Raw genomic sequence first — 19761 nt, 5'->3', positions numbered from 1 at the left:
CGACCATCTCGCAACGCCGTCATTCCAGCGGAAGCTGGAATCCAGTGCCTTTGCATGCCGGCCTAAAGTCGCTGGATCCCGGCTTTCGCCGGGATGACGTATTTGCCGTAGGGATGACGTATTTGCCGCAGGGATGATGGGTTCGCAGCCGGGATGACGTGCCTGCAGCGGAGGCTGGGTCCTTCAGCCGGCGACGGCCAGTCCCAGCTTCAGGCCCCCTTGCCGATGTTCTTTTCGAGGAACGCCTGCATGTGCTCGTAGCGCTCGACGTTGTTCTTCTCGTCGTAGAAGCCATGGCCTTCGCCCGGCTTGCTCAGCCATTCGTAAGGCTTGTGCGCCGCATCCAGCGCGGCGCGCATCGCCTTGGCCTGGGCGAACGGGGCGCGCTGGTCGTCTTCGCCGTGGATCAGCAGCACCGGCACGTCGATCTTGTCGGCCAGCTTGTCGGGCGAGTTGGCGGCGAGGTCGGCATCGTCCTTGCCGATCACCGTGGTGAGGTAGCTGCGGCCGGACTTGCTCTCACGGATGTCGCCCTTCTTGTACATCATCGCCAGGTCGTAGACGCCGGCGTAGCCGATGGCGCACTTGAACAGGCCCGGCGCGCGGATCACCGTCATCATCGCCGAGTAGCCGCCGAAGCTGCCGCCGTACACGCAGATGCGCTTGGGATCGGCGTAGTTCTCGCCGACGGCCCACTTCACGCCGTCGATCAGGTCCTGCTGGACCCGGGTGCCCCACTGCAGGTTGGCGGCTTCCTTGAAATCGACGCCGCGGCCGCTGGAGCCGCGGTAGTTCACCTGCAGCACCAGGTAGCCGCGGCTGGCGAGGAACTGCGCGTCGCCGTCGTAGGACCAATCGTCCTGCACGCCGATCGGCCCGCCGTGCGGCAGCAGCACCATCGGCAGGTTCTTCTCGCCGGTGCCGCGGGGCAGGGTCAGGATGGCTTCCAGCTCGGTGCCGTCGCTGGCCTTGAAGTGCAGCGGGCGGCGCTCGGCCATTTTCGACGGATCGACCCATGGCGCGGCATCGAACAGCTTGCGCACCTTGTAGGTGTGCGTGTCGATCAGGTAGTAGGCGCCGGGGTCGCGGTCACTGCTGACGCCGAACAGCAACTGGCCGCCGTCTTCGCTGTAGTCGATGAAATGCACGTAGCTGCCGGGGAATTTCAGGCTCAGCGCGCGATGCAGCTTGGCTGCCGGCAGGTTCGGGTCGATGTAGCTGACCCTGGGGATGCCGGTGGCCGGCACGGTGGCGAACGGCTGGCGCGGCATCGGCGTCCACTCGATGCCGCCGATGCTGCTGAAGCCGTCACGGGCCAGGACCTTGCGGTTGCCGCCGTCCTCGTCCTGCTCCACCAGCGCGGTGGGGCCGCCCTGGGCGTCGTAGCTGGCATAGATGCGCCGATGGTCCGGCGTGAAGTCGATCGGCGCGAAGCTGCGCCCGATCTGCGCGGCGGACATCTTCGCCCAGCCGTTGTCCTGCTGGTGGTAGACGACGTATTCGTAGTCCTCGTTGCGGCCGTAGGCATAGTGCGCGCGGCCGTCGGCGCCGACCATGAAGTTCAGGCCGCCGACGCCGATGTCGCCGATCAGGTGGCGCGTGTTCTTGGCGGCGTCGACGTCGTAAAGGGTGCTGTGCTCGCTGTTGTCCCAGCTATGGGCGGCCATGTAGAAATGGCCGTTGGCCGTTTCCGGGGCGCCGTCGTAGAAGCCCCAGCCGCGGTCGGTGGCGCGCGTGGCGGCGCGCGTGCCGTACTTGGATTCGAACCCGTAGAGGTAGTCCTGGTGCTTGCCGTCGATGTCGGTGGCGATGATCTCGCCAGTCAGGGCGGGCTTGTCGATCGAGCCCAGTTCCTTGCCCTTTTCCACCACCAGGCGGGTCGGGCTGACCCAGACGATATTCGCCGGCAGCTCGTACTTGGGCATGCGCAGCATGCTGACCGGGCGGCTCATGTCGGCGATCCCGAACACCACCAGCGCGTGCGTGCCGTTGTCGTTGTCGTCCATGCGCACCGCCAGGTGCTGGCCGTCCGGCGACAGCCGCGGCATCGACAACTGCGGACGGCGCGCGAAGTCCTGCACCGGTATCAGGTCGGCGGCCGCGGCCGCCATCGGCAGGCACAGGCCCGCGGCGGACAGCAAGGCCCGTGCAAATCGGTACGTCATCCCAGTTCCCCCTGGCACGCTCCCTGTCGATGCGCCGGCCGCTCGGAGCTTCGCGGCCCGGCCCGCCGGCCGCGCGCGTTCCCGCGGCGGTCGGCATCCCCGTGCGGATTCTAGCCAGCCGCGGGCTTGCTGCGGAAGGACGGCGCAACCTTGCCCGGCCGGCTACACTTGGGCTTTGCCGCCAGCCCCGCTCCCATGTCCCAGCCCTACGTCGTCCATTTCGATCCGGTCGCCTTCGGCCTCGGCCCGCTCCAGGTGCACTGGTACGGGCTGATGTACCTGCTCGGCTTCCTCGCGGCGGGCACGCTGGCCGAGTACCGCCGCCGCCGCGGGCGCCTGCCGGTGAGCCGCGATGCGCTGGGCGACCTGCTGTTCTACTGCATGATGGGCGTGATCGTCGGCGGGCGCGTGTGGTACATGCTGTTCTACGCCGACGTGCGCTGGATCTGGACCGATCCGCTGGCGTTGTTCAAGGTGTGGGACGGCGGCATGAGCTTCCACGGCGGCCTGCTCGGCGTGCTGGCGGCGGGGTTGTGGTGGTCGCGCCGGCACCGGCTGCACTTCTTCGACACGGTCGATTTCGTGGCGCCGCTGGTGCCGATCGGGCTGGGCCTGGGCCGGCTCGGCAACTTCATCAACGGCGAGCTGTGGGGCAAGCCCAGCGACGTGCCGTGGGCGATGATCTTTCCGAACGCGCCGGACCGGCTGCCGCGCCACCCCTCGCAGCTCTACGAGATGCTGCTGGAGGGCGTGGTGATGTTCGCGGTGCTGTGGTTGGTTTCGCTCAAGCCGCGGCCGCGCTACCTGGTCTCGGGCCTGTTCGCGCTGATGTACGGCTGCTTCCGCTTCGCGGTGGAGTTCGTGCGGGTACCCGACGCGCAACTGGGCTACCTGTTCGGCACGCAGTGGGTGACGATGGGGCAGATGCAGTCGCTGCCGCTGATCGCGGTCGGGCTGCTGCTGATCGGCATGTCGCGCCGGTCGCCTACCTTGCCGCCGGTGGCCGCCTGACCTCGCGGGAGCGCACGCGGTGCGCTCCCGCGGCCAGGCATCAGAAGTTGCGGTCGCCGCCGATCAGGTCGCCCAGGCCGCCGAGGATCGAGCCCTCGCCGCGGCGCTGGCCGCCGCCCTGCGGCGCCGCCGCCAGCATGCGGCCGGCCATGCGCGAGAACGGCAGCGACTGCAGCCAGACCGTGCCCGGGCCGGTGAGCGTGGCGAGGAACATGCCTTCGCCGCCGAACAGCATGCTCTTGATGCCGCCCACCGGCTTGACGTCCATGCTCACCGTGTCGTGGAAGGCCACCACGCAGCCGGTATCGACGTCCAGCCGCTCGCCGGCCTTCAGTTCGCGCTGCACCACGGTGCCGCCGGCGTGCACGAACACCCAGCCGTCACCTTCGAGCTTCTGCATGATGAAGCCCTCGCCGCCGAACAGGCCGGTGAGGATCTTGCGCTGGAAGAAGATGCCCAGCGATACGCCGCGTGCGCCGGCCAGGAACGAATCCTTCTGGCAGATCAGCCGGCCGCCGTGCTCGGACAGCTTCATCGCCATCACGGTGCCGGGGTAGGGCGCGGCGAAGGCCACCTTGGCCTTGCCCTGGCCGGTGTGGGTGAACACGGTGGTGAACAGGCTTTCGCCGGTGATCACGCGCTTGCCGGCCGAAAGCAGCTTGTCCATCAGGCCGCCGCCCTGGCTGGAGGTGGAGCCGTCGCCGAACACGGTGTCCATCTGCACGGCGGCTTCCTTGTACATCAGCGCGCCGGCCTCGGCGATCGCGCTTTCGCCGGGGTCCAGCTCGACCTCGACGAACTGCATGTCGGAGCCGACGATGCGGTAGTCGATCTCGTCGGCGCCGGTGCCGCGCAGCATGGCCGGCACCGGCGGCGGCGCCATCGCGGGCGCGCCGGCACCCAGCTCGGCGACGCTGCGGATCGGCTTCCACTCGGCGTAGCCTTCCTTCCAGCAATAGCCGTCGGGCCGGCTGCGCGCCTGCTCGCGCGCGGCCTCGTCGTCGAGCGGGCCGATGCGGTCGGTGTTCTTGCCGTAACTGAAGTACCACTGCGCCATGGTGTCCGTCTCGTCGGGGGAGAAGGCCCCGAGTCTAGGGCGGGATCGGCGGCCGGGCGAGTGACCGTCGTCATGCAAGGCGTGCCCGGGCCGCCGCTTCCCGGGCACTGCTTCGGGCCTTCCCGGCAGGCGGGAATCCGGTCTTCCCCCCGGCAGGCTGCGGTGACGGCTGCAGGCCGTCTGCGCAGGCTGGCCGGGCCCCGTACGGCCAGCGGAAATCGCACCGGCGGGAGCGTTGAGGCTATGCTTCCCGCCATGCGCGCCTATCTCGACCTGCTCCGCCACGTGCTCGAACGCGGCACCGAAAAGACCGACCGCACCGGCACAGGCACCCGCAGCGTGTTCGGCTGGCAGATGCGCTTCGACCTCGGCGAGGGTTTCCCGCTGGTCACCACCAAGAAGCTGCACCTGAAATCCATCGTGCACGAGCTGATCTGGTTCCTGCGCGGCGACACCAACATCGCGTACCTGAAGGAGCACGGCGTCAGCATCTGGGACGAGTGGGCCGACGCGCACGGCGACCTCGGCCCGGTCTACGGCCAGCAGTGGCGGGCCTGGCCCACGGTTGATGGCGGCACGGTGGACCAGATCCGCTGGGTGGTGGACGAGATCCGGCGCAATCCCGACTCGCGCCGGCTGATCGTCAGCGCGTGGAACGTCGGCGAACTGCCGAAAATGGCGCTGATGCCTTGCCATTCGCTGTTCCAGTTCTACGTGGCGGACGGCAAGCTGAGCTGCCAGTTGTACCAGCGCTCCGGCGACATCTTCCTCGGCGTGCCGTTCAACATCGCCAGCTACGCCCTGCTGACCCACATGGTGGCGCAGGTGTGCGGGCTGGGCGTGGGCGATTTCGTGCATACCCTGGGAGACGCGCACCTGTACAGCAACCACCTGGAGCAGGCGCGGCTGCAGCTCGCGCGCGAGCCGCGGCCCCTGCCGCGGCTGGTGCTGAACCCGGACGTCGCGGCGCTGGAGGATTTCCGCTACGAGGACGTCGTCATCGAGGGCTACGCGCCGCATCCGGCGATCAAGGCGCCGGTGGCCGTCTAGGCCGGCGACACGGCCGCTGCGGCGCGAGAAGTTTCGATTCGGCAAGCCCGACCGGATCGTCACCGCGGCAGGAATCCTCGCTAGAATCACCGGCTGACGCTCAGCCCGAAAGCCCGGGCCGCCGCGGTTGCCAGTCATTTCACCATCGTCATCCTGGAGTCCCCATGGCCATTTCGCTGATCGCCGCCCTCGACGAGAACTTCGCCATCGGGCGCAAGGGACAGTTGCCCTGGCACCTGCCGGACGACCTGCGCTGGTTCAAGCAGCTCACCCTCGGCAAGTACGTGCTGATGGGCTACAACACGGCGGTCTCGGTGGGGCGCGCCCTGCCCGACCGGCACAACCTGGTGCTGTCGCACAAGCACGAGGCACCGTTCCCCGGCCAGGTCACCGTGCGCTCGCTCGCCGAGGCGCAGGCCCGCGCCGGCGGCACCGGCCTGATGGTGATCGGGGGCGGCCAGGTCTACCGCGAGGCGCTGCCCTCCGCACGGCGCCTGTACCTCACCTGGGTCAATGCGGCGGTGGACGGCGCCGATACGTTCTTCCCCGGCGTGCATTTCGACGAGTGGACCGAGGTGTCCCGCACGCACCACAAGCACGACGCCGAGCACAGCTACGATTTCGACATGGTCGAATACATCCGCAATAGCTGAGCGCCGGGCGCCGGCATGGACGTGCCGATGCACGTGATGGCCGGGGTGCTGTGCGATGGCGCCGGGCGCGTGCTGCTGGCGCAGCGCCCGCCCGGCAAGCACCTGGCCGGCCTGTGGGAGTTCCCGGGCGGAAAGACCGAACCGGGCGAATCGCCGCAGGCGGCGCTGGCGCGCGAACTGCACGAAGAGCTGGGTATCGATGCCGGGCCCGGTACGCCGCTGATCCGGGTGCCGTGGCGCTACGGCGAGCGCGGGCTGCTGCTCGATGCCTGGAAGATCGCGCACTGGCGCGGCGAGGCCAGGTCGCTGGAAGGCCAGGCCCTGCAATGGGCCCGGCCGGAGCAGGTCGACCCGGCGCTGCTCGCCCCGGCCGACCGGCCGATCCTGCAGGCGCTGCGCCTGCCCCGGCATTACGCGGTCACGCCAGCGGATTGGCGCGAGGCCGAGTTTCCCGAGGCGCTGGCGCGGCTGCGGCGGCGGATCGCCCAGGGCGGCATGCTGCTGCAATTGCGGCTGCCGACGTGGTCGCGCCAGGCCGTGCGCGACCTGGCGGCGGCGCTGCTGCCGGAGTCGCGGCGCCTCGGCGTGCCGCTGCTGCTCAATGCCGACGTCGAAGGCGCCCGGCAACTGGGGACAGGCGTCCAGCTCAAGCGCAGCCAGTTGTCCCTGCTGGCCGAACGGCCGCTGCCGTGGCGGCAGCTGGTCGGCGCCAGTTGCCACGATGCCGCCGAATTGGCGCATGCCGTAAGGCTCGGCGCCGATTTTGCGGCGCTGTCGCCGGTGCTCGCCACGGCCAGCCATCCGGATGCCGTTCCGCTGGACTGGCGCGCATTCCAGGCGCTGGCCGAAGCGGCGGCATTGCCGGTCTATGCGCTGGGCGGCGTGGCGGCGGCGGACGTTTCGCGGGCATGCGAAGCCGGCGGGCAGGGCGTCGCCGGCATCCGCGGTTTCTGGGGCGAGCCGTAGCGGCGCAGCGAAATGCCGGGTTTTTGCAGGAGCGGTCTTGGGCGCGGCACCCTAGTCCTTGGACAGAGCCCATCGCGTGGGAAGCCGTACTTTAGGGCGGCCCCGCTGGTGCGCCTAGTCGCGGCTTGCGGCCAGTTCCAGGTATTTCCGGTGCAGGGCGGCGACCTGCTCGTCCAGCGCCGCCTCTTCGCCGCCGTTGTCGATGACGTCGTCGGCGATCGCCTGGCGTTGCGCGCGGCTGGCCTGGTTCGCCAGCATGCGCTCGGCCAGCGCGGCATCGATGCCGTCGCGGGCGAGCAGGCGGCGCATCTGCACCGCTTCGGGCACATCGACCAGCAGCACGCGGTCCACCCAGCGGTAGTGGGCGATGTTCTCCGCCAGCAGCGGGACCGCCAGCAGGCAGTAGGGGCCGCGATCGGCCAGTGCCTGCTCGTGCAGCCGTTCGCGCACGAGAGGATGGACGATGGCCTCCAGCGCCTGGCGCGCCGATGGCTCGGCGAAGATGCGACGGCGCATGGCCGGGCGGTCGAGCCGGCCCTCGGCGTCCAGCACCTGGCCGAAGGCGGCCACGACGGCGGCCAGCCCGGCGGTGCCCGGTTCGACCACCTCGCGGGCCGCGACGTCGGCGTCGTACACATGGATGCCCAGTGCCTCGAAACGCCGGCTCACCGCACTCTTGCCGGCGGCGATGCCGCCGGTCAGCGCGACGACGTAGCCGTGGCGTTCGCTCATTGCAGCCCGGCCAGCCGCATATAGGCGTGCATCAGCGAATCGCCGGCGACGAACCAGACCCAGCCGGCGGCGGCGATGAACGGACCGAACGGCATCGGCACCTCGCGCCCGTGCCTGCGCAGTGCGACAAGGGCGCCGCCGACCAGGGCGCCGATCAGCGAAGACAGCAGGATCACCGGCAGCAGGGCCGACGCCCCCATCCACGCTCCCAGCGCGGCCAGCAGCTTGAAATCGCCATGCCCCATGCCTTCCTTGCCGGTAAGCAGCTTGAACAGCCAGTACACGCTCCACAGGCTCAGGTAGCCGATCGCCGCAGCCAGGATCGCCGGCGCCGGCGGCACGAACATCGGCAGCAGCGACAGCAGCAGGCCCAGCCACAGCAGCGGATAGGTCAGTTGGTCAGGCAGCAGTTGCGTGCGGAAGTCGATGCCGGCCAGGGCGATCAGCAGCCAGGTGAACGCCAGCCCCGCCAGGGCCGGCCAGGTCGGCCCGAATTTCCACACGATGACCGCGCTCAGCACGCCGCTGAGCAGTTCCACCAGCGGATACTGGATCGAGATCGCCGCCTTGCAATAACGGCAGCGCCCGCGCAAAAGCAGCCAGCCGAACAGGGGGATGTTGTCCAGCGGGGACAGCCGGTGCTTGCAGTGCGGGCAATGCGAGGGCTCGCGCACGATCCCCGGCGGCATCGGCGCGGCATCGTCCTCAAGCTCCAGCACCTCGCGCGCCTCGCGCCGCCACTGTGCCGCCATCCGCTCGGGCAGGCGCAGGATCACCACGTTGAGGAAGCTGCCGACCAGGAGGCCGAGGGCGGCGGCGAAGGCGATCCAGAGCGACGGTGGCAAGGCGGACATGCCGGTTCCTATGCAAAGAAAACGCGCCGCATTATCGCCGTATCACGGCAACAGTGCGGCGCGCTCGAAAGGTCGTGCCTTAAATGGTGGCGCCGAGCTTGAAGATCGGCAGGTACAGCGAAATCACCATGCCGCCGACCAGCACGCCCAGGATCACCATGATCATGGGTTCGAGCAGGGTCGACAAGGTATCGACCGCGTTGTTGACCTCTTCCTCATAGAACTCGGCTACCTTGAACAGCATGTTGTCCAATGCGCCGGATTCCTCGCCGATCGCGGTCATCTGCACCACCATGTTCGGGAACAGGCCGGTCTGACGCATGGCCAACTGCAACTGGTGACCGACGGCGATATCGTCGCGCATCTGCTTGATCGCATCGCCGTAGACGATACTGCCGGTGGCGCCGGCGACGGCGTCCAGGGCTTCCACCAGCGGTACACCGGCACGAAAGGTGACGCCGAGCGTGCGGGCAAAGCGTGCGATGGCGGACTGGCGAAGGATGTTGCCGATGACGGGCAGCTTCAGCATCATCCGGTCGAGGAAGTGGGCGAACTTCAGTGAGCGTCGCTTGGCCATCACCAAGGCAACGACACTGCCGATGATGATGCCGACCACGACCCACCAGTAGCTTTGCATGAATTCGGATGCACTCACCACGATCTGGGTGGGCACCGGCAGTTCGGCACCGGCATCCTTGAACGTCTTCTGGAATACGGGCACCACGAAGATCAGCAGGATCATGCTGACCAGCAGCGCGACCACCAGCACCATCACCGGATAGAACAGGGCCTTCTTGATCTTCTTCTTCAGGCCCTCCATCCGCTCCTTGTAGGTGGCTACCGTATCGAGCACGGTATCCAGCACGCCGGCCGATTCGCCGGCGTGCACCAGATTGCAGTAGAGCTCGTCGAACTGCACCGGATACTTGCCCAGCGCCTCGTGGAGTGTCGAGCCGCCTTCGATCGTCTGCTTGACGTCGACCAGCATGTTCTTGAAGCGGACGTTTTTCTGGCCGTCGGCAATGATTTCGAAGGCCTGCACCATCGGCACGCCCGAGGCCATCATGGTGGCGATCTGGCGGCTGAAGACGGCGACGTCGCGTGGTTGGACGGTACTGCCGGTGGCGCCGAACAGCGGCTTGCCGCGCTCGCGCACAGTCTGTGGATTCATGCCCTGGCGGCGCAGCTCCGCCTTGACCAGCGAGGCGTTCTTCGCCGGCATCTCGCCCTTCATGCGCTTGCCGCGCTTGTCCAGCGCCACCCAGTCGTACGTGGTCATCTGGCTGACCTGGGCACGTTGGGCGCCGATGGCGCGCGCGTTCTTTGCGGTTGCGGTAGCCGTGGCCATGCGCATGTTCCCCCTGGTGATTCGATCAGCCACCGCCATGGCGGTGGCGCGACAGCTTGCAGCTTATGTCATTCCCCGGGGGCAATCCGTGGAACCGGACGCAAGTCCGGATCGTGGAGCCCCCAAACAGCTATTTTTATATTTTTACAGGCATTCCCGGCCCGCCTTCCGGTGACTCAGTCCTTGGTGACGCGGTCGATCTCGGCCAGGCTGGTCACCCCGTTCTTCACTTTCAGCAGGGCCGAGGCGCGCAGGTCGTTCACGCCGGCCTTGCGCGCTGCCTCGGCGATCTGCAGAGCATTGCCACCCTGCAGCACGATCTTCTGGATGTCTTCCAGCATGGGCATGACCTGGTAGATGCCCACGCGCCCCTTGTAGCCCTCGTTGCAGTTGTCGCAGCCGTTCGCCTCGTAGAGGGTCAGGCCGGCGTCGATCTCTTCCTGGGTGAAGCCCGCGGCAAGCAGGGCGTGCGGAGGAAGCGTCTGTTGCTTCTTGCAGTCGTGCAGGCGCCGCGCAAGGCGCTGGGCGATGATCAGGGTGACCGAGGAGGTGATGTTGTACGGCGCGATGCCCATGTTCATCAGGCGTGCGATGGTCTGCGGCGCGTCGTTGGTGTGCAGGGTGGACAGCACCATGTGACCCGTCTGCGCGGCCTTGATCGCGATCTCGGCGGTTTCCAGGTCGCGGATCTCGCCGACCATGATCACGTCCGGATCCTGGCGCAGGAACGAGCGCAGCGCGGCGGCGAAGGTCATGCCGCGCTTCACGTTCTGCTGCACCTGGTTGATGCCCTCGACGCGTATTTCCACCGGGTCTTCCACCGTGGAGATGTTGCGCTCGGTGGTGTTGAGGATGTTCAGCGCGGTATACAGCGACACCGTCTTGCCCGAACCGGTGGGGCCGGTGACCAGGACCATGCCGTAGGGCTTGGCGATGGCATCCAGGTAGAGCTTTTTCTGGTCGTCCTCGTAGCCGAGCTTCTCGATGCCGAGCTTGGCGGAGGAGCCGTCCAGGATACGCAGCACGATCTTCTCGCCGAACAGCGTGGGCAGCGTGCTGACGCGGAAGTCCACCGCGCGGCTCTTGGACAGGTTGAGCTTGATGCGGCCGTCCTGCGGCACGCGCCGTTCGGCGATGTCCAGGCCCGACATCACCTTCAGACGCGAGGAGATGCGGTTGGCCAGCTTCATCGGCGGGCTGGCCACCGCGCGCAGCATGCCATCCATGCGCAGGCGCACGCGGTAATTGGTCTCGAACGGCTCGAAATGGATGTCCGAGGCACCGCGACGGATCGCGTCGACCAGGATCTTGTTGACGAACTTCACCACCGGTGCGTCGTCGCCGCCGGTGGCGTCGATGCCGGTGCTCTCGGCCTCGTCCTCGCCCGACTCCAGCGAAAGCTCGTCCAGTTCGCTTTCGCCCATGTCCGGCATGGCCGCATTCATGGTGCTGAGCGCGTGCTCGATCGTCCGCAGCAACTGCTGGCGATCCACCAGGATCGGCTCCACCATGCAGTTGGAATGGAACTTGATTTCGTCCAGCGCATGCGACTGCATGGGATCGGCAATGCCGACGAACAATCGCTTGCCGCGCTTGAACAGGGGCAGGGCATGATGCTTGTTGATCAATGCCTCGCTGATCAGGTTCAGCGGCATGGACGCGGGCTGGAGGGCGCTCACGTCCATCATCGGCATGCCGAATTCGGCCGACGCGACCTGGGTGAGCCTGACGCTATCGACCAGGTTGTGGTCCAGCAGCCAGGCTGCCAACGTGGTCTTCTGCTGGGCCGAGTCGGCGACCGCCTTGCGCACGTCCGCTTCAGGCAATACGCCTTCGGAAACCAGCCGGCGTGCCATGCCGGACAAGCCGGCGAGCGATGGTTGCAGTTGCGACGACATATGCAGAATCCGACCCAGCCCCCTGATTGTCGTGGAATTTACCCTAGATACCCTTCCGGGGTCATCCCGGCGGTGCCGCTGGGGGTGACCTGACGCACAAGACGCGGAGGCCAAAGCCACGCGCGAGGGAATTATCTTGCGCTGCAACAGAGATGGACGATGTCGGGCCGACTGGTATAGAACTGCGGTTTTGCCCAGGCCCGTTCATGCCAGCTCCCGAAAAGCCCTTTCTGGTATTCGGCAAACCCGCCATTGGCGAAGAGGAGATCGCCGAGGTCGAAGCCTGCCTTCGTTCGGGCTGGCTGGGGACAGGTCCGCGGGTGGCGCAGTTCGAGCGCGATTTCGCCACATGGCGCGGTGTCCCGCCGTCGCGGGTGGCCGCGGTCAATTCCTGCACGGCTGCCCTGCATGTCGGCATGGTGGCTGCCGGCATCGAACCGGGGGGGAGAGGTCATCACCACGCCGCTTACCTTCTGCGCCACCGTCAATGCCATTCTGCATGCCGGCCTCGCCCCGGTGCTGGCCGATGTCGATCCTTCCAGCCAGAACATCGACCCGGACGCGATCGAGGCCGCGATCACACCGCGTACCCGCGCGATCCTGCCCGTGCATTTCGCCGGCCGGCCCTGTGCGATGGATCGCATCATGGCGATTGCCCGCAAGCATGGCCTTGTCGTGATCGAGGACTGCGCCCATGCGATCGAAACCGAGTTCGATGGGCAACCGGTGGGTACTTTCGGCGATTTCGGCTGCTTCAGTTTCTATGCCACCAAGAACGTGGTGACCGGCGAGGGCGGCATGATCCTGGGGCGCGATGAAGAGCATGTCGCCCGGGCGCGTATCCTGGCCCTGCACGGCATGAGCAAGGATGCCTGGCACCGCTTCGGCGACCAGGGCTACAAGCACTACCAAGTGGTCGAGTGCGGTTTCAAATACAACATGATGGATCTGCAGGCGGCGATCGGCCTGCATCAGCTCGCTCGCGTCGAAGCCAACTGGCGACGTCGCCGTGAACTCTGGGAACGCTACGACGAAGCATTCGCAGGTTTTCCCCTGGGGTTGCCGGCACCGCCCGACGCCGGTACGCGTCATGGCTACCACCTCTACACGGTGATGATCGACGCTGCACGCTCCGGACTGGGACGTGACGCCTTCCTCGATGCCATGAACGCCGCAGGAATCGGTACGGGCGTGCACTATCTCTCGATTCCCGAGCACCCCTATTACCAGCAGCGCTTCGGCTGGCGTCCGGAGCAATGGCCTTGCGCCATGCAACTGGGGCGCGAGACCGTCAGCTTGCCACTGTCGCCGGCCATGTCCGATAGCGATGCCGAACGTGTGATCCAGGCCGTTACCGACCTGTTGCATGCACGTTGAGCCGAGTGCCTTCCATACTTGAAAGCCTCTGAAAGGCATTGCCGGCCATCAGGCAACCCGATCCACAACAGTGGAAGACGGCCTGCGCTATGATCCGGCCTCACTCGGGGGAGCGCTCTTGAACCGTCTCAGCATTATCCTGCCAGCCAAGAACGAGGCTGTCGCATTGGCCGATTTGTTGCCTGGGTTGCTTGATGCACAACCGCAGGCGGAGATCATCGTGGTCGACGACGGTTCCACCGACGATACCCGGGCGATCTGCGCAGCCTGCGGCGTTCAATGCTTGTCCTCGCCGTACTCGATGGGCAATGGCGCTGCCGTCAAGCGCGGAGCGCGAGCGGCCGCGGGAGACGTCCTCGTGTTCATGGATGGCGACGGCCAGCACGATCCGGCGGATATCGCACGCTTGGTGGCCAGGCTCGACGAGGGCTACGATATGGTCGTCGGCGCACGCGATTGGGGGAGCCAGGCCGGAGTCGGGCGCGGTCTAGCCAATACGCTCTACAACTGGCTCGCAACGCGCATGACCGGTCATAAGGTGGCCGATCTGACTTCCGGCTTCCGTGCCGTGCGTGCGGGCAGGTTCCGTGAATTCCTGCATCTCCTGCCGAACGGATTCAGCTACCCCACCACAAGCACTATGGCGTTTTTCCGCAGTGCGTATCCCTTGGCCTACATACCGGTCAAGGCCGCGCAGCGCGTGGGAAAGAGCCACATCAGGCCGTTCAAGGACGGCATCCGCTTTCTGCTCATCATCTTCAAGATTGCCACCCTGTATTCCCCGCTGAAGCTCTTTGTGCCGGCAGCGATGAGCTTTTTCGCATTGGGGTTGGGCTATTACTTCTACACCTTCTTCAACTTCCATCGCCTGAGCCTCATCAGCGTGGCGCTGTGGAGTTCGGCGGTTATCATCTTCCTGATCGGCCTGATTTCCGAGCAGATCACGGCATTGACGTATCGGCGGGATGGAAATCCCTGATTGAAGCAAATATGGCCCAGCCCGTAGACAAGTTCGATTCGATTCGAAAATTTTACGATAACGAGTATTACGCGCGCATCGCCGGCGAGGCGTCCTTGCCTTGGCATTGCCGGAGGATAGGCGCGCGGCTGGGCAACATGTCCAATCGTGCGGTGCTAGATGTGGCTTGTGGCACCGGCGAGTGGCTGGGCTTCTTCCATCGGCAAGGTTCGTCAGTCGCCGGCATCGATTTGTCGCAGCGGGCGATCGACGAATGCTTGCGCCGTTTTCCGGGTGGCGAATTTGCGTGCGGTCAGGCCGAGTCGCTGCCATTCGCCGATGCGCGTTTCGATCTCGTCACCTGCATGGGATCGCTTGAACACTTTCTCGACAAGCCGCGCGCCTTGGTCGAGATGCGGCGGGTCGCCAAGCCCAATGCGACATTCCTCATCCTGGTGCCGAACGCCGGCTTCCTGACACGCCGGCTGGGCCTTTATGGAGGCACTCAGCAAGTCAAGGCGAAGGAGGATGTATTCGAGTTGGCCGTCTGGCAACAGCTGTTCGAAGCAGCGGGTTTGCAGGTAACCGAGCGTTGGCCGGATCTCCATCCAATTTCATGGTCGTGGATCGCACGTGGAAATCCATTGGCTTGGCCCGTGCGTGCATTGCAGGCTTTTGCATTGGCTGTCTGGCCATTGGGTTGGCAGTATCAGGTGTATCACTATTGCCGTGCCGACCATGCGTGAGCCAGTCGACGACCTGGGTGAGTCGGTGCCGGTCCTGCTGGTCACCCGTAATCTGCCTCCGCTACGCGGGGGAATGGAGCGGTTGAACAGGCACATTGCCATCGAACTCCAAGCGCGATTCGACGTGCATGTCATAGGTCCGGAGGGTAGTCGCCAGGAACTCCCGGCAACGCTCAAGGTGCACGAGGTGGGAGTGCGTCCGTTATGGCGTTTCCTGCTCAAGGCTTGGTTGCGTGCAATGTGGTGTGCCCGCGAGTTCAAGCCGAGAATCGTTTTGGCCGGTAGTGGCTTGACCGCTCCCATTGCCATGTTCGCAGCATGGCTCGCAGGTGGCCGAAGCGCAGTCTATGCGCATGGTCTGGACCTCGTCGTGAGGCATCCGCTGTATCGAGCCTTGTGGCTTCCATTTCTTCGTCGCTGCGAGCTATGCATCGTCAATAGCCGCAATACGGCCATGCTTGCCGAGCAGGTCGGTGTGAGCCCTGAGAGGATCGTCGTCATCCATCCTGGGGTGGAGTTGCCCGGTCCAAACGGCGATGGGATCGGTATGGGTTTCAGGCAACGGCATGGATTGATTGGCAAGAAGTTGCTGCTGTCCGTGGGGCGGCTGACTGCGCGCAAGGGACTGCGCGAATTCGTGCGCCATGCCTTGCCGCAGATAATGACCGTCAATCCGGATGCTGTCCTCGTTGTCATAGGCGATGGTGCTCCGGATGCGCTCAAGCGCGCAGGCGTGGGCAATGTGCAGGACATACGCGAATGTGCCCATGCATTGGGTCTTGATCATGCGGTTCAGATGCTGGGAGCGTGCAGCGAGTCGGAGCTGGCGGCAGCATATGCCGCGGCGGACGTGTGCGTGTTCCCTCTCCTCGATCTGCCGGGAGACGTTGAGGGATTCGGCATGGTAGCCATCGAAGCCGCCGCCCATGGCCTGCCCACGGTTGCGTTTGAAGTCGGTGGAGTGGCAGATGCGATTGCCGACGGACGTTCGGGCTGGCTGGTCCCGCCTGGAGATTACGCCGGCATGGGCAAGCGGATCCAGCAAGTGCTGGAAACGGGGCGCACGCCTGAAGTCTGTGCCGAGGCGCGGCGTTTTTCGGAGGCGTTCGAATGGGGGCTTTTCGGCGCGAAGATGCGCGAAGCCTTGTCATGCCTCGTCAATCAACGCGCATCGGCATGAGTGCCGCGCTCAGGGTTTGGCTTCCCGCTATTCGCGCCGGCAGCGGTGCAGACGTTTTCGTCCAGCGCCTTGCGGATGGATTGATGCGGGCGGGTCACGAGCCTTGCGTGCAGTGGTTCGATCATCATTATGAGCTGACGCCTTGGCGGCTGACCTCATTCGACCCGCCGGCAGGAACCGATGTCGTGCATGCGAACAGCTGGCAGGCCTTCGCGTTCAAGCGCGACGGCATTCCGTTGATCGTCACGGAGCATCAGTATGTCGCTCACCCTGCATTCGCGAGCTGGCAGGGACGTTTGCAGCGCCTTTACCACCGCTGGTTCATCGAGCCGTGCATGCGAAGATCGTTTCATGCAGCCGACGCGGTGGTCGCTGTGAGTGAATTCTGCGCTGCTTCGATGCGCATGGATCTGAGCAAGCCGGTTACCGTCATCCACAACTGGATAGATGCCGATCAGTTTTCCCCGACGCCGGTTGCAGCAGGACCGGGGCGGGAACAGAAGCGACCGATCAAGCGTCCGTTCAGGCTCTTGTTTGTGGGAAACCCCTCGCGTCGGAAAGGGGCGGACCTGCTTCCGGCAATTGCCGGTATGCTGGGGGCAGGGTTCGAGCTTCATTGCCTTGGAGGTCTGCGCGAAGGCTTTCGTTCTCGCCATCGGCCTCCGAACATGAGGCTTGTACCGCGCATCGCGCCGAAAGAAATGCCGGCGGTATACCACTCTGTCGATGCCGTGTTGGTGCCTTCCCGCTATGAACCCTTTGGCTATGTCGCACTCGAGGCAATGGCATGTGGATTGCCCGTGATCGGATTCAGCAGTACGGGTACTGCGGAGATTTGCGAGCACGGTAAAACGGCATTGCTGGCGAAAGTGGATGACGTAAGGCAACTGGTTGCCTATGCGCGCGAGCTTGCTTCGGACAGGTCTTTGGGCCTGCGGCTGGGTCAGGCCGGACGCCTGCGGGCAGTCGAATGCTTTGGGGAGGAAGCCGCGCTGTCAGCTTATCTCAAGGCATATCGGAGCGTGCTGTTCAATCGGACTGCGTGAGTTGTTTGCTCAGGCTGGCCAGTCGGCTTGCCAGAAAACGCAGGCTGTCCATCCTCCCTGGCGACGACCTGATTACCGCCGCGGCGATGCTTGCTTCGTGGATGTTGCTGATCGGCAAGGTCTCCGTGATGACGGAATTCGCGGCGTTGAATATCTTCCGAATCATGGCGGTCGACTGCAGGAGGTAACGTTTCAGCTCGGCTGATCGCTGGGCTGTTCCGTAGTCGAGTTGGTGCATCTCTGCAAACGCCTCGCCCCATTTGGCTATGGAGGTTCGGTGTTTTCCGGCGGTTGCCATGATCACTTCGAGTTGCTGTGCAGGATTGATCCCGGGGACGGGGTTGCCGAGTGATTCGGATTGCATATACGCCTCATAGGCACAGACCTGAAGCGACAAAGGATAGGATCCGTCGACGCAGAGGGGGACGCTGGCATGGAACGGAATGTTGCCTTCATTGGCGAATTTCGTGCGAGGGATTTCGTTGCGTTGCTTGTTGGCCGAGAAAAAGGAATGCCCATTGCTGTGGCCGGAGGTCCCGCTGATCGCTAACGGTACGCCGGTATAGACGTAACGATCGATGCTCCTCGAGATGGCAATGGCCGAGTAGACGTCTGGGCTGGCCGATAGGAAGTACGATCCCGTTTTGGCCCTGATCTCTTTCAGGATGGAGGTATGGATGAAGCCGCCGTTGTAGATCATGGGAAGTTGGCTGTATCTGGCGCGGCCATGCATGACTCTGGACAACCAACGGCAAGTTTCTCGAACCTCAAGCCGGGTGGTTCTGGGGACAATCAGTTGTCCATGCTTGTTGCCCGTGATCATGGGCCAGTCGTATGTGCAGAAACTCGATCTGATGGCCTTGGCATTTGTCGCGCGGATGATGTCCGCGACAGAGGACAAGGCGGCAGGCATCAATCCATCGTCATCGCCCATGAAGGTGACCCAGCCTTCGTCCACGTGCGAAAGCGCGAATTCCCAGTTGTGCGACATGCTCAAGCGCTTGCCGGTGTTCAGATAGCGGATGCGGCGGTCGTGCGCCCGGCGAACGACGTCAGGGGTGTCGTCGCCGCTGCAATTGTCGCTGACGATGATTTCCAGGTTTTCGTAGTCCTGCGACGTTGCCGTGCGCAGCGACGATTCCAGAACGTCGCAGCGTTCCCGAGTGGGAATGATGACAGTGATCTTGGGGTCGGTCATGGGGCGCTAAAAGATCAGAATGCGATGGCCAGCCTGGCCCGGATCATTCCGCGCACGGCTTTCGATGCCAGTGCGCTCATGGTCAGGGTCATGATGCTGACGAAGCCCAGCATTGCGAAGCCGGTGATCGTACGCGGTAGCGGCGGCAGCAGGAGACTCAGGGCAAGAGTGGTGACCATGGCTGCAAGCAGCGGCGGAAGAAGATCGTTCAAGTACCAGTTTGCCATTTCTCTCTGCAGCAGGCGTCGATGCATGAGCGGGATGCCGATCGTTACCGAGGCGAGATTGGCCAGCATCCATAGGCACGCGGCGCCAGCCATGCCATAACGGGAGACTGCCCAGAAACAGAATGGGATCCCGAGGAGCAAGGTGACGGCATTCAGGCCCATGGCTAGCCGTGTCCAGCCGTATGAAAGCTGTAGTGCATAAGGAATGTTCATCAATCCGTTGAGTGCCGATCCAAGGACGAGAACCGCCAAAGGTAATGCAACCTTACCGGACAGGTTGGCATCGCCCGTCCACAGGTACAGCACGTCGTGCGCATACACGATCAGTACCATCGCCACTGCGGCGATCATTACGGCAAGGCACTGGCTGCTGAGGTGGTAGAGTTCGGTCAATGCCGCCTTGTCGCCGCGCATTACCAGGCGACTGAAGCGCGGATAGAGTGCATTGAACATGGGCAATACCATGCGGCCGAGCCCGGCGGCTACGCTCAATGCCAACGTGTAGTAGCCGAGTTCCGCCAGTGGGCGCAACGACGCCATACTCAGGCGATCGAGCTGACTTACGCCCATCGACAACAAGCCGATGGCGAACAGGCCACCGGCAAACCGACTATTGCCATGCAGCTCGCGACGAGACCAGCGTGCATGGCGCTGGCCCTGCGGCAGTGCTCGCCACACAGCGATGGCGGTCGTGATCGACTGGCAGGCGCCGACTGCCGCATACCACCATAGAAATGCCGCGATGGATGGCGAGATCCACAGCAGAACCGCCAGAACACCCGCACTGCGCAGGGTGGCAAATGCTGCATTGATGACGTTCAGCGCAGGCTGCTTTTCCAAGCCCGACAGGCAGTTGGCGTAGAACGCATTGGGCCACAGCAAGGCTATGGCGATGCCCATGATCGCGATGGCATGCTTGGCTTCATCCCGGCCCATGCTGCGCAGATGCAGCCAGTGATCGGTCATCAGGCCACTGCAGATCCAGATGAGCAGCCCCACCAGGATCGTCAGCAGCCAGATCACGCTTTCCGACGTGCGCACCAGATCGCGCGCACTGTCGGCAAGCGCGTGATCATGCGACCGCCTCGAAAGCTCGCGATTGGCTGCGCCGCCGATACCGAAATCGAACAATTGCGAAATCGATTGGAAGCTCAGCATCAGGCCGACCAGGCCAAACGCCTCCATGCCGAGTATGCGGATATACAAAGGCAGGAAGGCCATGGACATGGCAACCATCCAGGCCTGTCCTGCGTAATTGGCCAGGATATTGATGCGCAGGGTGGCCACGCGGCTAC

Annotated in this window: 17 protein-coding genes and 1 pseudogene; 10 read left to right on the top strand and 8 right to left on the bottom strand. The window is 64.7% G+C overall.

The window, feature by feature from the left end:
- Nucleotides 1-209: 209 nt before the first annotated feature.
- On the bottom strand, nucleotides 210-2165 hold the full coding sequence (locus ASG87_RS17235; RefSeq protein WP_056008083.1) for a S9 family peptidase: 1956 nt from the start codon (nucleotides 2163-2165) through the stop codon (nucleotides 210-212).
- Nucleotides 2166-2360: 195 nt separating this feature from the next.
- Between ASG87_RS17235 and lgt the strand changes: the two genes are divergently transcribed.
- Nucleotides 2361-3176, top strand: coding sequence for a prolipoprotein diacylglyceryl transferase (lgt, locus tag ASG87_RS17230; protein WP_056008080.1), 816 nt, complete (start codon nucleotides 2361-2363; stop codon nucleotides 3174-3176).
- Between the two features lie 40 nt (nucleotides 3177-3216).
- Here the strand turns inward: lgt and ASG87_RS17225 are convergent, their stop codons facing one another.
- Entirely contained in the window at nucleotides 3217-4233 is a 1017-nt protein-coding gene (locus ASG87_RS17225) for a TIGR00266 family protein (RefSeq protein ID WP_056008077.1), read from the bottom strand.
- Between the two features lie 255 nt (nucleotides 4234-4488).
- Between ASG87_RS17225 and ASG87_RS17220 the strand changes: the two genes are divergently transcribed.
- The 3 genes from ASG87_RS17220 (at nucleotide 4489) to ASG87_RS17210 (ending at nucleotide 6902) form a co-directional block, all read left to right on the top strand.
- Nucleotides 4489-5283, top strand: coding sequence for a thymidylate synthase (locus ASG87_RS17220; RefSeq protein WP_056008074.1), 795 nt, complete (start codon nucleotides 4489-4491; stop codon nucleotides 5281-5283).
- Nucleotides 5284-5447: 164 nt separating this feature from the next.
- The gene (locus tag ASG87_RS17215; RefSeq protein WP_056008071.1) at nucleotides 5448-5936 is read left to right on the top strand and encodes a dihydrofolate reductase; all 489 of its coding nucleotides are present in this window, start codon (nucleotides 5448-5450) and stop codon (nucleotides 5934-5936) included.
- A 15-nt stretch (nucleotides 5937-5951) separates the two neighbouring features.
- Nucleotides 5952-6902 (top strand): Nudix family hydrolase, encoded by a 951-nt coding sequence (locus tag ASG87_RS17210; protein WP_235499681.1) that lies wholly within the window; start codon nucleotides 5952-5954, stop codon nucleotides 6900-6902.
- Between the two features lie 114 nt (nucleotides 6903-7016).
- Here the strand turns inward: ASG87_RS17210 and coaE are convergent, their stop codons facing one another.
- The 4 genes from coaE to pilB all read right to left on the bottom strand — a co-directional run bounded on the left by coaE (nucleotide 7017) and on the right by pilB (nucleotide 11734).
- A complete protein-coding gene (gene coaE, locus ASG87_RS17205) occupies nucleotides 7017-7634 on the bottom strand; it encodes a dephospho-CoA kinase (protein ID WP_056008068.1) in 618 nt (205 codons plus the stop codon).
- Nucleotides 7631-8488: an A24 family peptidase gene (locus ASG87_RS17200; RefSeq protein WP_056008065.1), complete on the bottom strand. Its 858-nt coding sequence runs from the start codon at nucleotides 8486-8488 to the stop codon at nucleotides 7631-7633. The genes coaE and ASG87_RS17200 overlap by 4 nt, the downstream gene beginning before the upstream one ends.
- Nucleotides 8489-8567: 79 nt before the next feature.
- On the bottom strand, nucleotides 8568-9836 hold the full coding sequence (locus ASG87_RS17195; RefSeq protein ID WP_056009068.1) for a type II secretion system F family protein: 1269 nt from the start codon (nucleotides 9834-9836) through the stop codon (nucleotides 8568-8570).
- A 176-nt stretch (nucleotides 9837-10012) separates the two neighbouring features.
- Nucleotides 10013-11734 (bottom strand): type IV-A pilus assembly ATPase PilB, encoded by a 1722-nt coding sequence (gene pilB / locus ASG87_RS17190; RefSeq protein ID WP_056008063.1) that lies wholly within the window; start codon nucleotides 11732-11734, stop codon nucleotides 10013-10015.
- A 152-nt stretch (nucleotides 11735-11886) separates the two neighbouring features.
- Between pilB and ASG87_RS21110 the strand changes: the two are divergent.
- The 6 genes and pseudogenes from ASG87_RS21110 to ASG87_RS19655 form a co-directional block, all read left to right on the top strand.
- A pseudogene (locus ASG87_RS21110) lies at nucleotides 11887-12117 on the top strand (DegT/DnrJ/EryC1/StrS family aminotransferase); the annotation flags it as partial.
- 25 nt (nucleotides 12118-12142) lie between these two features.
- Entirely contained in the window at nucleotides 12143-13111 is a 969-nt protein-coding gene (locus tag ASG87_RS17185) for a DegT/DnrJ/EryC1/StrS family aminotransferase (protein WP_235499680.1), read from the top strand.
- Between the two features lie 118 nt (nucleotides 13112-13229).
- Nucleotides 13230-14090 (top strand): glycosyltransferase family 2 protein, encoded by an 861-nt coding sequence (locus ASG87_RS17180; RefSeq protein ID WP_056009065.1) that lies wholly within the window; start codon nucleotides 13230-13232, stop codon nucleotides 14088-14090.
- Nucleotides 14091-14101: 11 nt separating this feature from the next.
- Complete coding sequence (locus ASG87_RS19660) at nucleotides 14102-14815, top strand: class I SAM-dependent methyltransferase (RefSeq protein ID WP_082583053.1); 714 nt, start codon at nucleotides 14102-14104, stop codon at nucleotides 14813-14815.
- Nucleotides 14808-15995, top strand: coding sequence for a glycosyltransferase family 4 protein (locus ASG87_RS17170; protein ID WP_082583085.1), 1188 nt, complete (start codon nucleotides 14808-14810; stop codon nucleotides 15993-15995). The genes ASG87_RS19660 and ASG87_RS17170 overlap by 8 nt, the downstream gene beginning before the upstream one ends.
- On the top strand, nucleotides 15992-17041 hold the full coding sequence (locus ASG87_RS19655; RefSeq protein WP_162258385.1) for a glycosyltransferase family 4 protein: 1050 nt from the start codon (nucleotides 15992-15994) through the stop codon (nucleotides 17039-17041). The genes ASG87_RS17170 and ASG87_RS19655 overlap by 4 nt, the downstream gene beginning before the upstream one ends.
- On the opposite strand, the gene ASG87_RS17165 is transcribed toward ASG87_RS19655, so the two are convergent.
- Together ASG87_RS17165 and ASG87_RS17160 are read right to left on the bottom strand one after the other, a co-directional pair.
- Complete coding sequence (locus ASG87_RS17165) at nucleotides 17025-18239, bottom strand: glycosyltransferase (protein WP_056008057.1); 1215 nt, start codon at nucleotides 18237-18239, stop codon at nucleotides 17025-17027. The genes ASG87_RS19655 and ASG87_RS17165 overlap by 17 nt on opposite strands.
- 14 nt (nucleotides 18240-18253) lie before the next feature.
- A complete protein-coding gene (locus tag ASG87_RS17160) occupies nucleotides 18254-19753 on the bottom strand; it encodes an oligosaccharide flippase family protein (protein ID WP_056008054.1) in 1500 nt (499 codons plus the stop codon).
- Nucleotides 19754-19761 lie beyond the last annotated feature (8 nt).

The sequence above is a fragment of the Frateuria sp. Soil773 genome (assembly GCF_001428405.1).
Lineage (GTDB): Bacteria > Pseudomonadota > Gammaproteobacteria > Xanthomonadales > Rhodanobacteraceae > LMSL01.
This window is presented reverse-complemented; position numbering and strand designations above follow the sequence as displayed.

Coding starts and splice junctions, on each gene's coding strand:
- ASG87_RS17235 (WP_056008083.1), bottom strand. CDS start 2,165: ATGACGTACCGATTTGCACGGGCCTTGCTGTCCGCCGCGGGCCTGTGC.
- lgt (WP_056008080.1), top strand. CDS start 2,361: ATGTCCCAGCCCTACGTCGTCCATTTCGATCCGGTCGCCTTCGGCCTC.
- ASG87_RS17225 (WP_056008077.1), bottom strand. CDS start 4,233: ATGGCGCAGTGGTACTTCAGTTACGGCAAGAACACCGACCGCATCGGC.
- ASG87_RS17220 (WP_056008074.1), top strand. CDS start 4,489: ATGCGCGCCTATCTCGACCTGCTCCGCCACGTGCTCGAACGCGGCACC.
- ASG87_RS17215 (WP_056008071.1), top strand. CDS start 5,448: ATGGCCATTTCGCTGATCGCCGCCCTCGACGAGAACTTCGCCATCGGG.
- ASG87_RS17210 (WP_235499681.1), top strand. CDS start 5,952: ATGGACGTGCCGATGCACGTGATGGCCGGGGTGCTGTGCGATGGCGCC.
- coaE (WP_056008068.1), bottom strand. CDS start 7,634: ATGAGCGAACGCCACGGCTACGTCGTCGCGCTGACCGGCGGCATCGCC.
- ASG87_RS17200 (WP_056008065.1), bottom strand. CDS start 8,488: ATGTCCGCCTTGCCACCGTCGCTCTGGATCGCCTTCGCCGCCGCCCTC.
- ASG87_RS17195 (WP_056009068.1), bottom strand. CDS start 9,836: ATGGCCACGGCTACCGCAACCGCAAAGAACGCGCGCGCCATCGGCGCC.
- pilB (WP_056008063.1), bottom strand. CDS start 11,734: ATGTCGTCGCAACTGCAACCATCGCTCGCCGGCTTGTCCGGCATGGCA.
- ASG87_RS17185 (WP_235499680.1), top strand. CDS start 12,143: ATGTCGGCATGGTGGCTGCCGGCATCGAACCGGGGGGGAGAGGTCATC.
- ASG87_RS19660 (WP_082583053.1), top strand. CDS start 14,102: ATGGCCCAGCCCGTAGACAAGTTCGATTCGATTCGAAAATTTTACGAT.
- ASG87_RS17170 (WP_082583085.1), top strand. CDS start 14,808: ATGCGTGAGCCAGTCGACGACCTGGGTGAGTCGGTGCCGGTCCTGCTG.
- ASG87_RS19655 (WP_162258385.1), top strand. CDS start 15,992: ATGAGTGCCGCGCTCAGGGTTTGGCTTCCCGCTATTCGCGCCGGCAGC.
- ASG87_RS17165 (WP_056008057.1), bottom strand. CDS start 18,239: ATGACCGACCCCAAGATCACTGTCATCATTCCCACTCGGGAACGCTGC.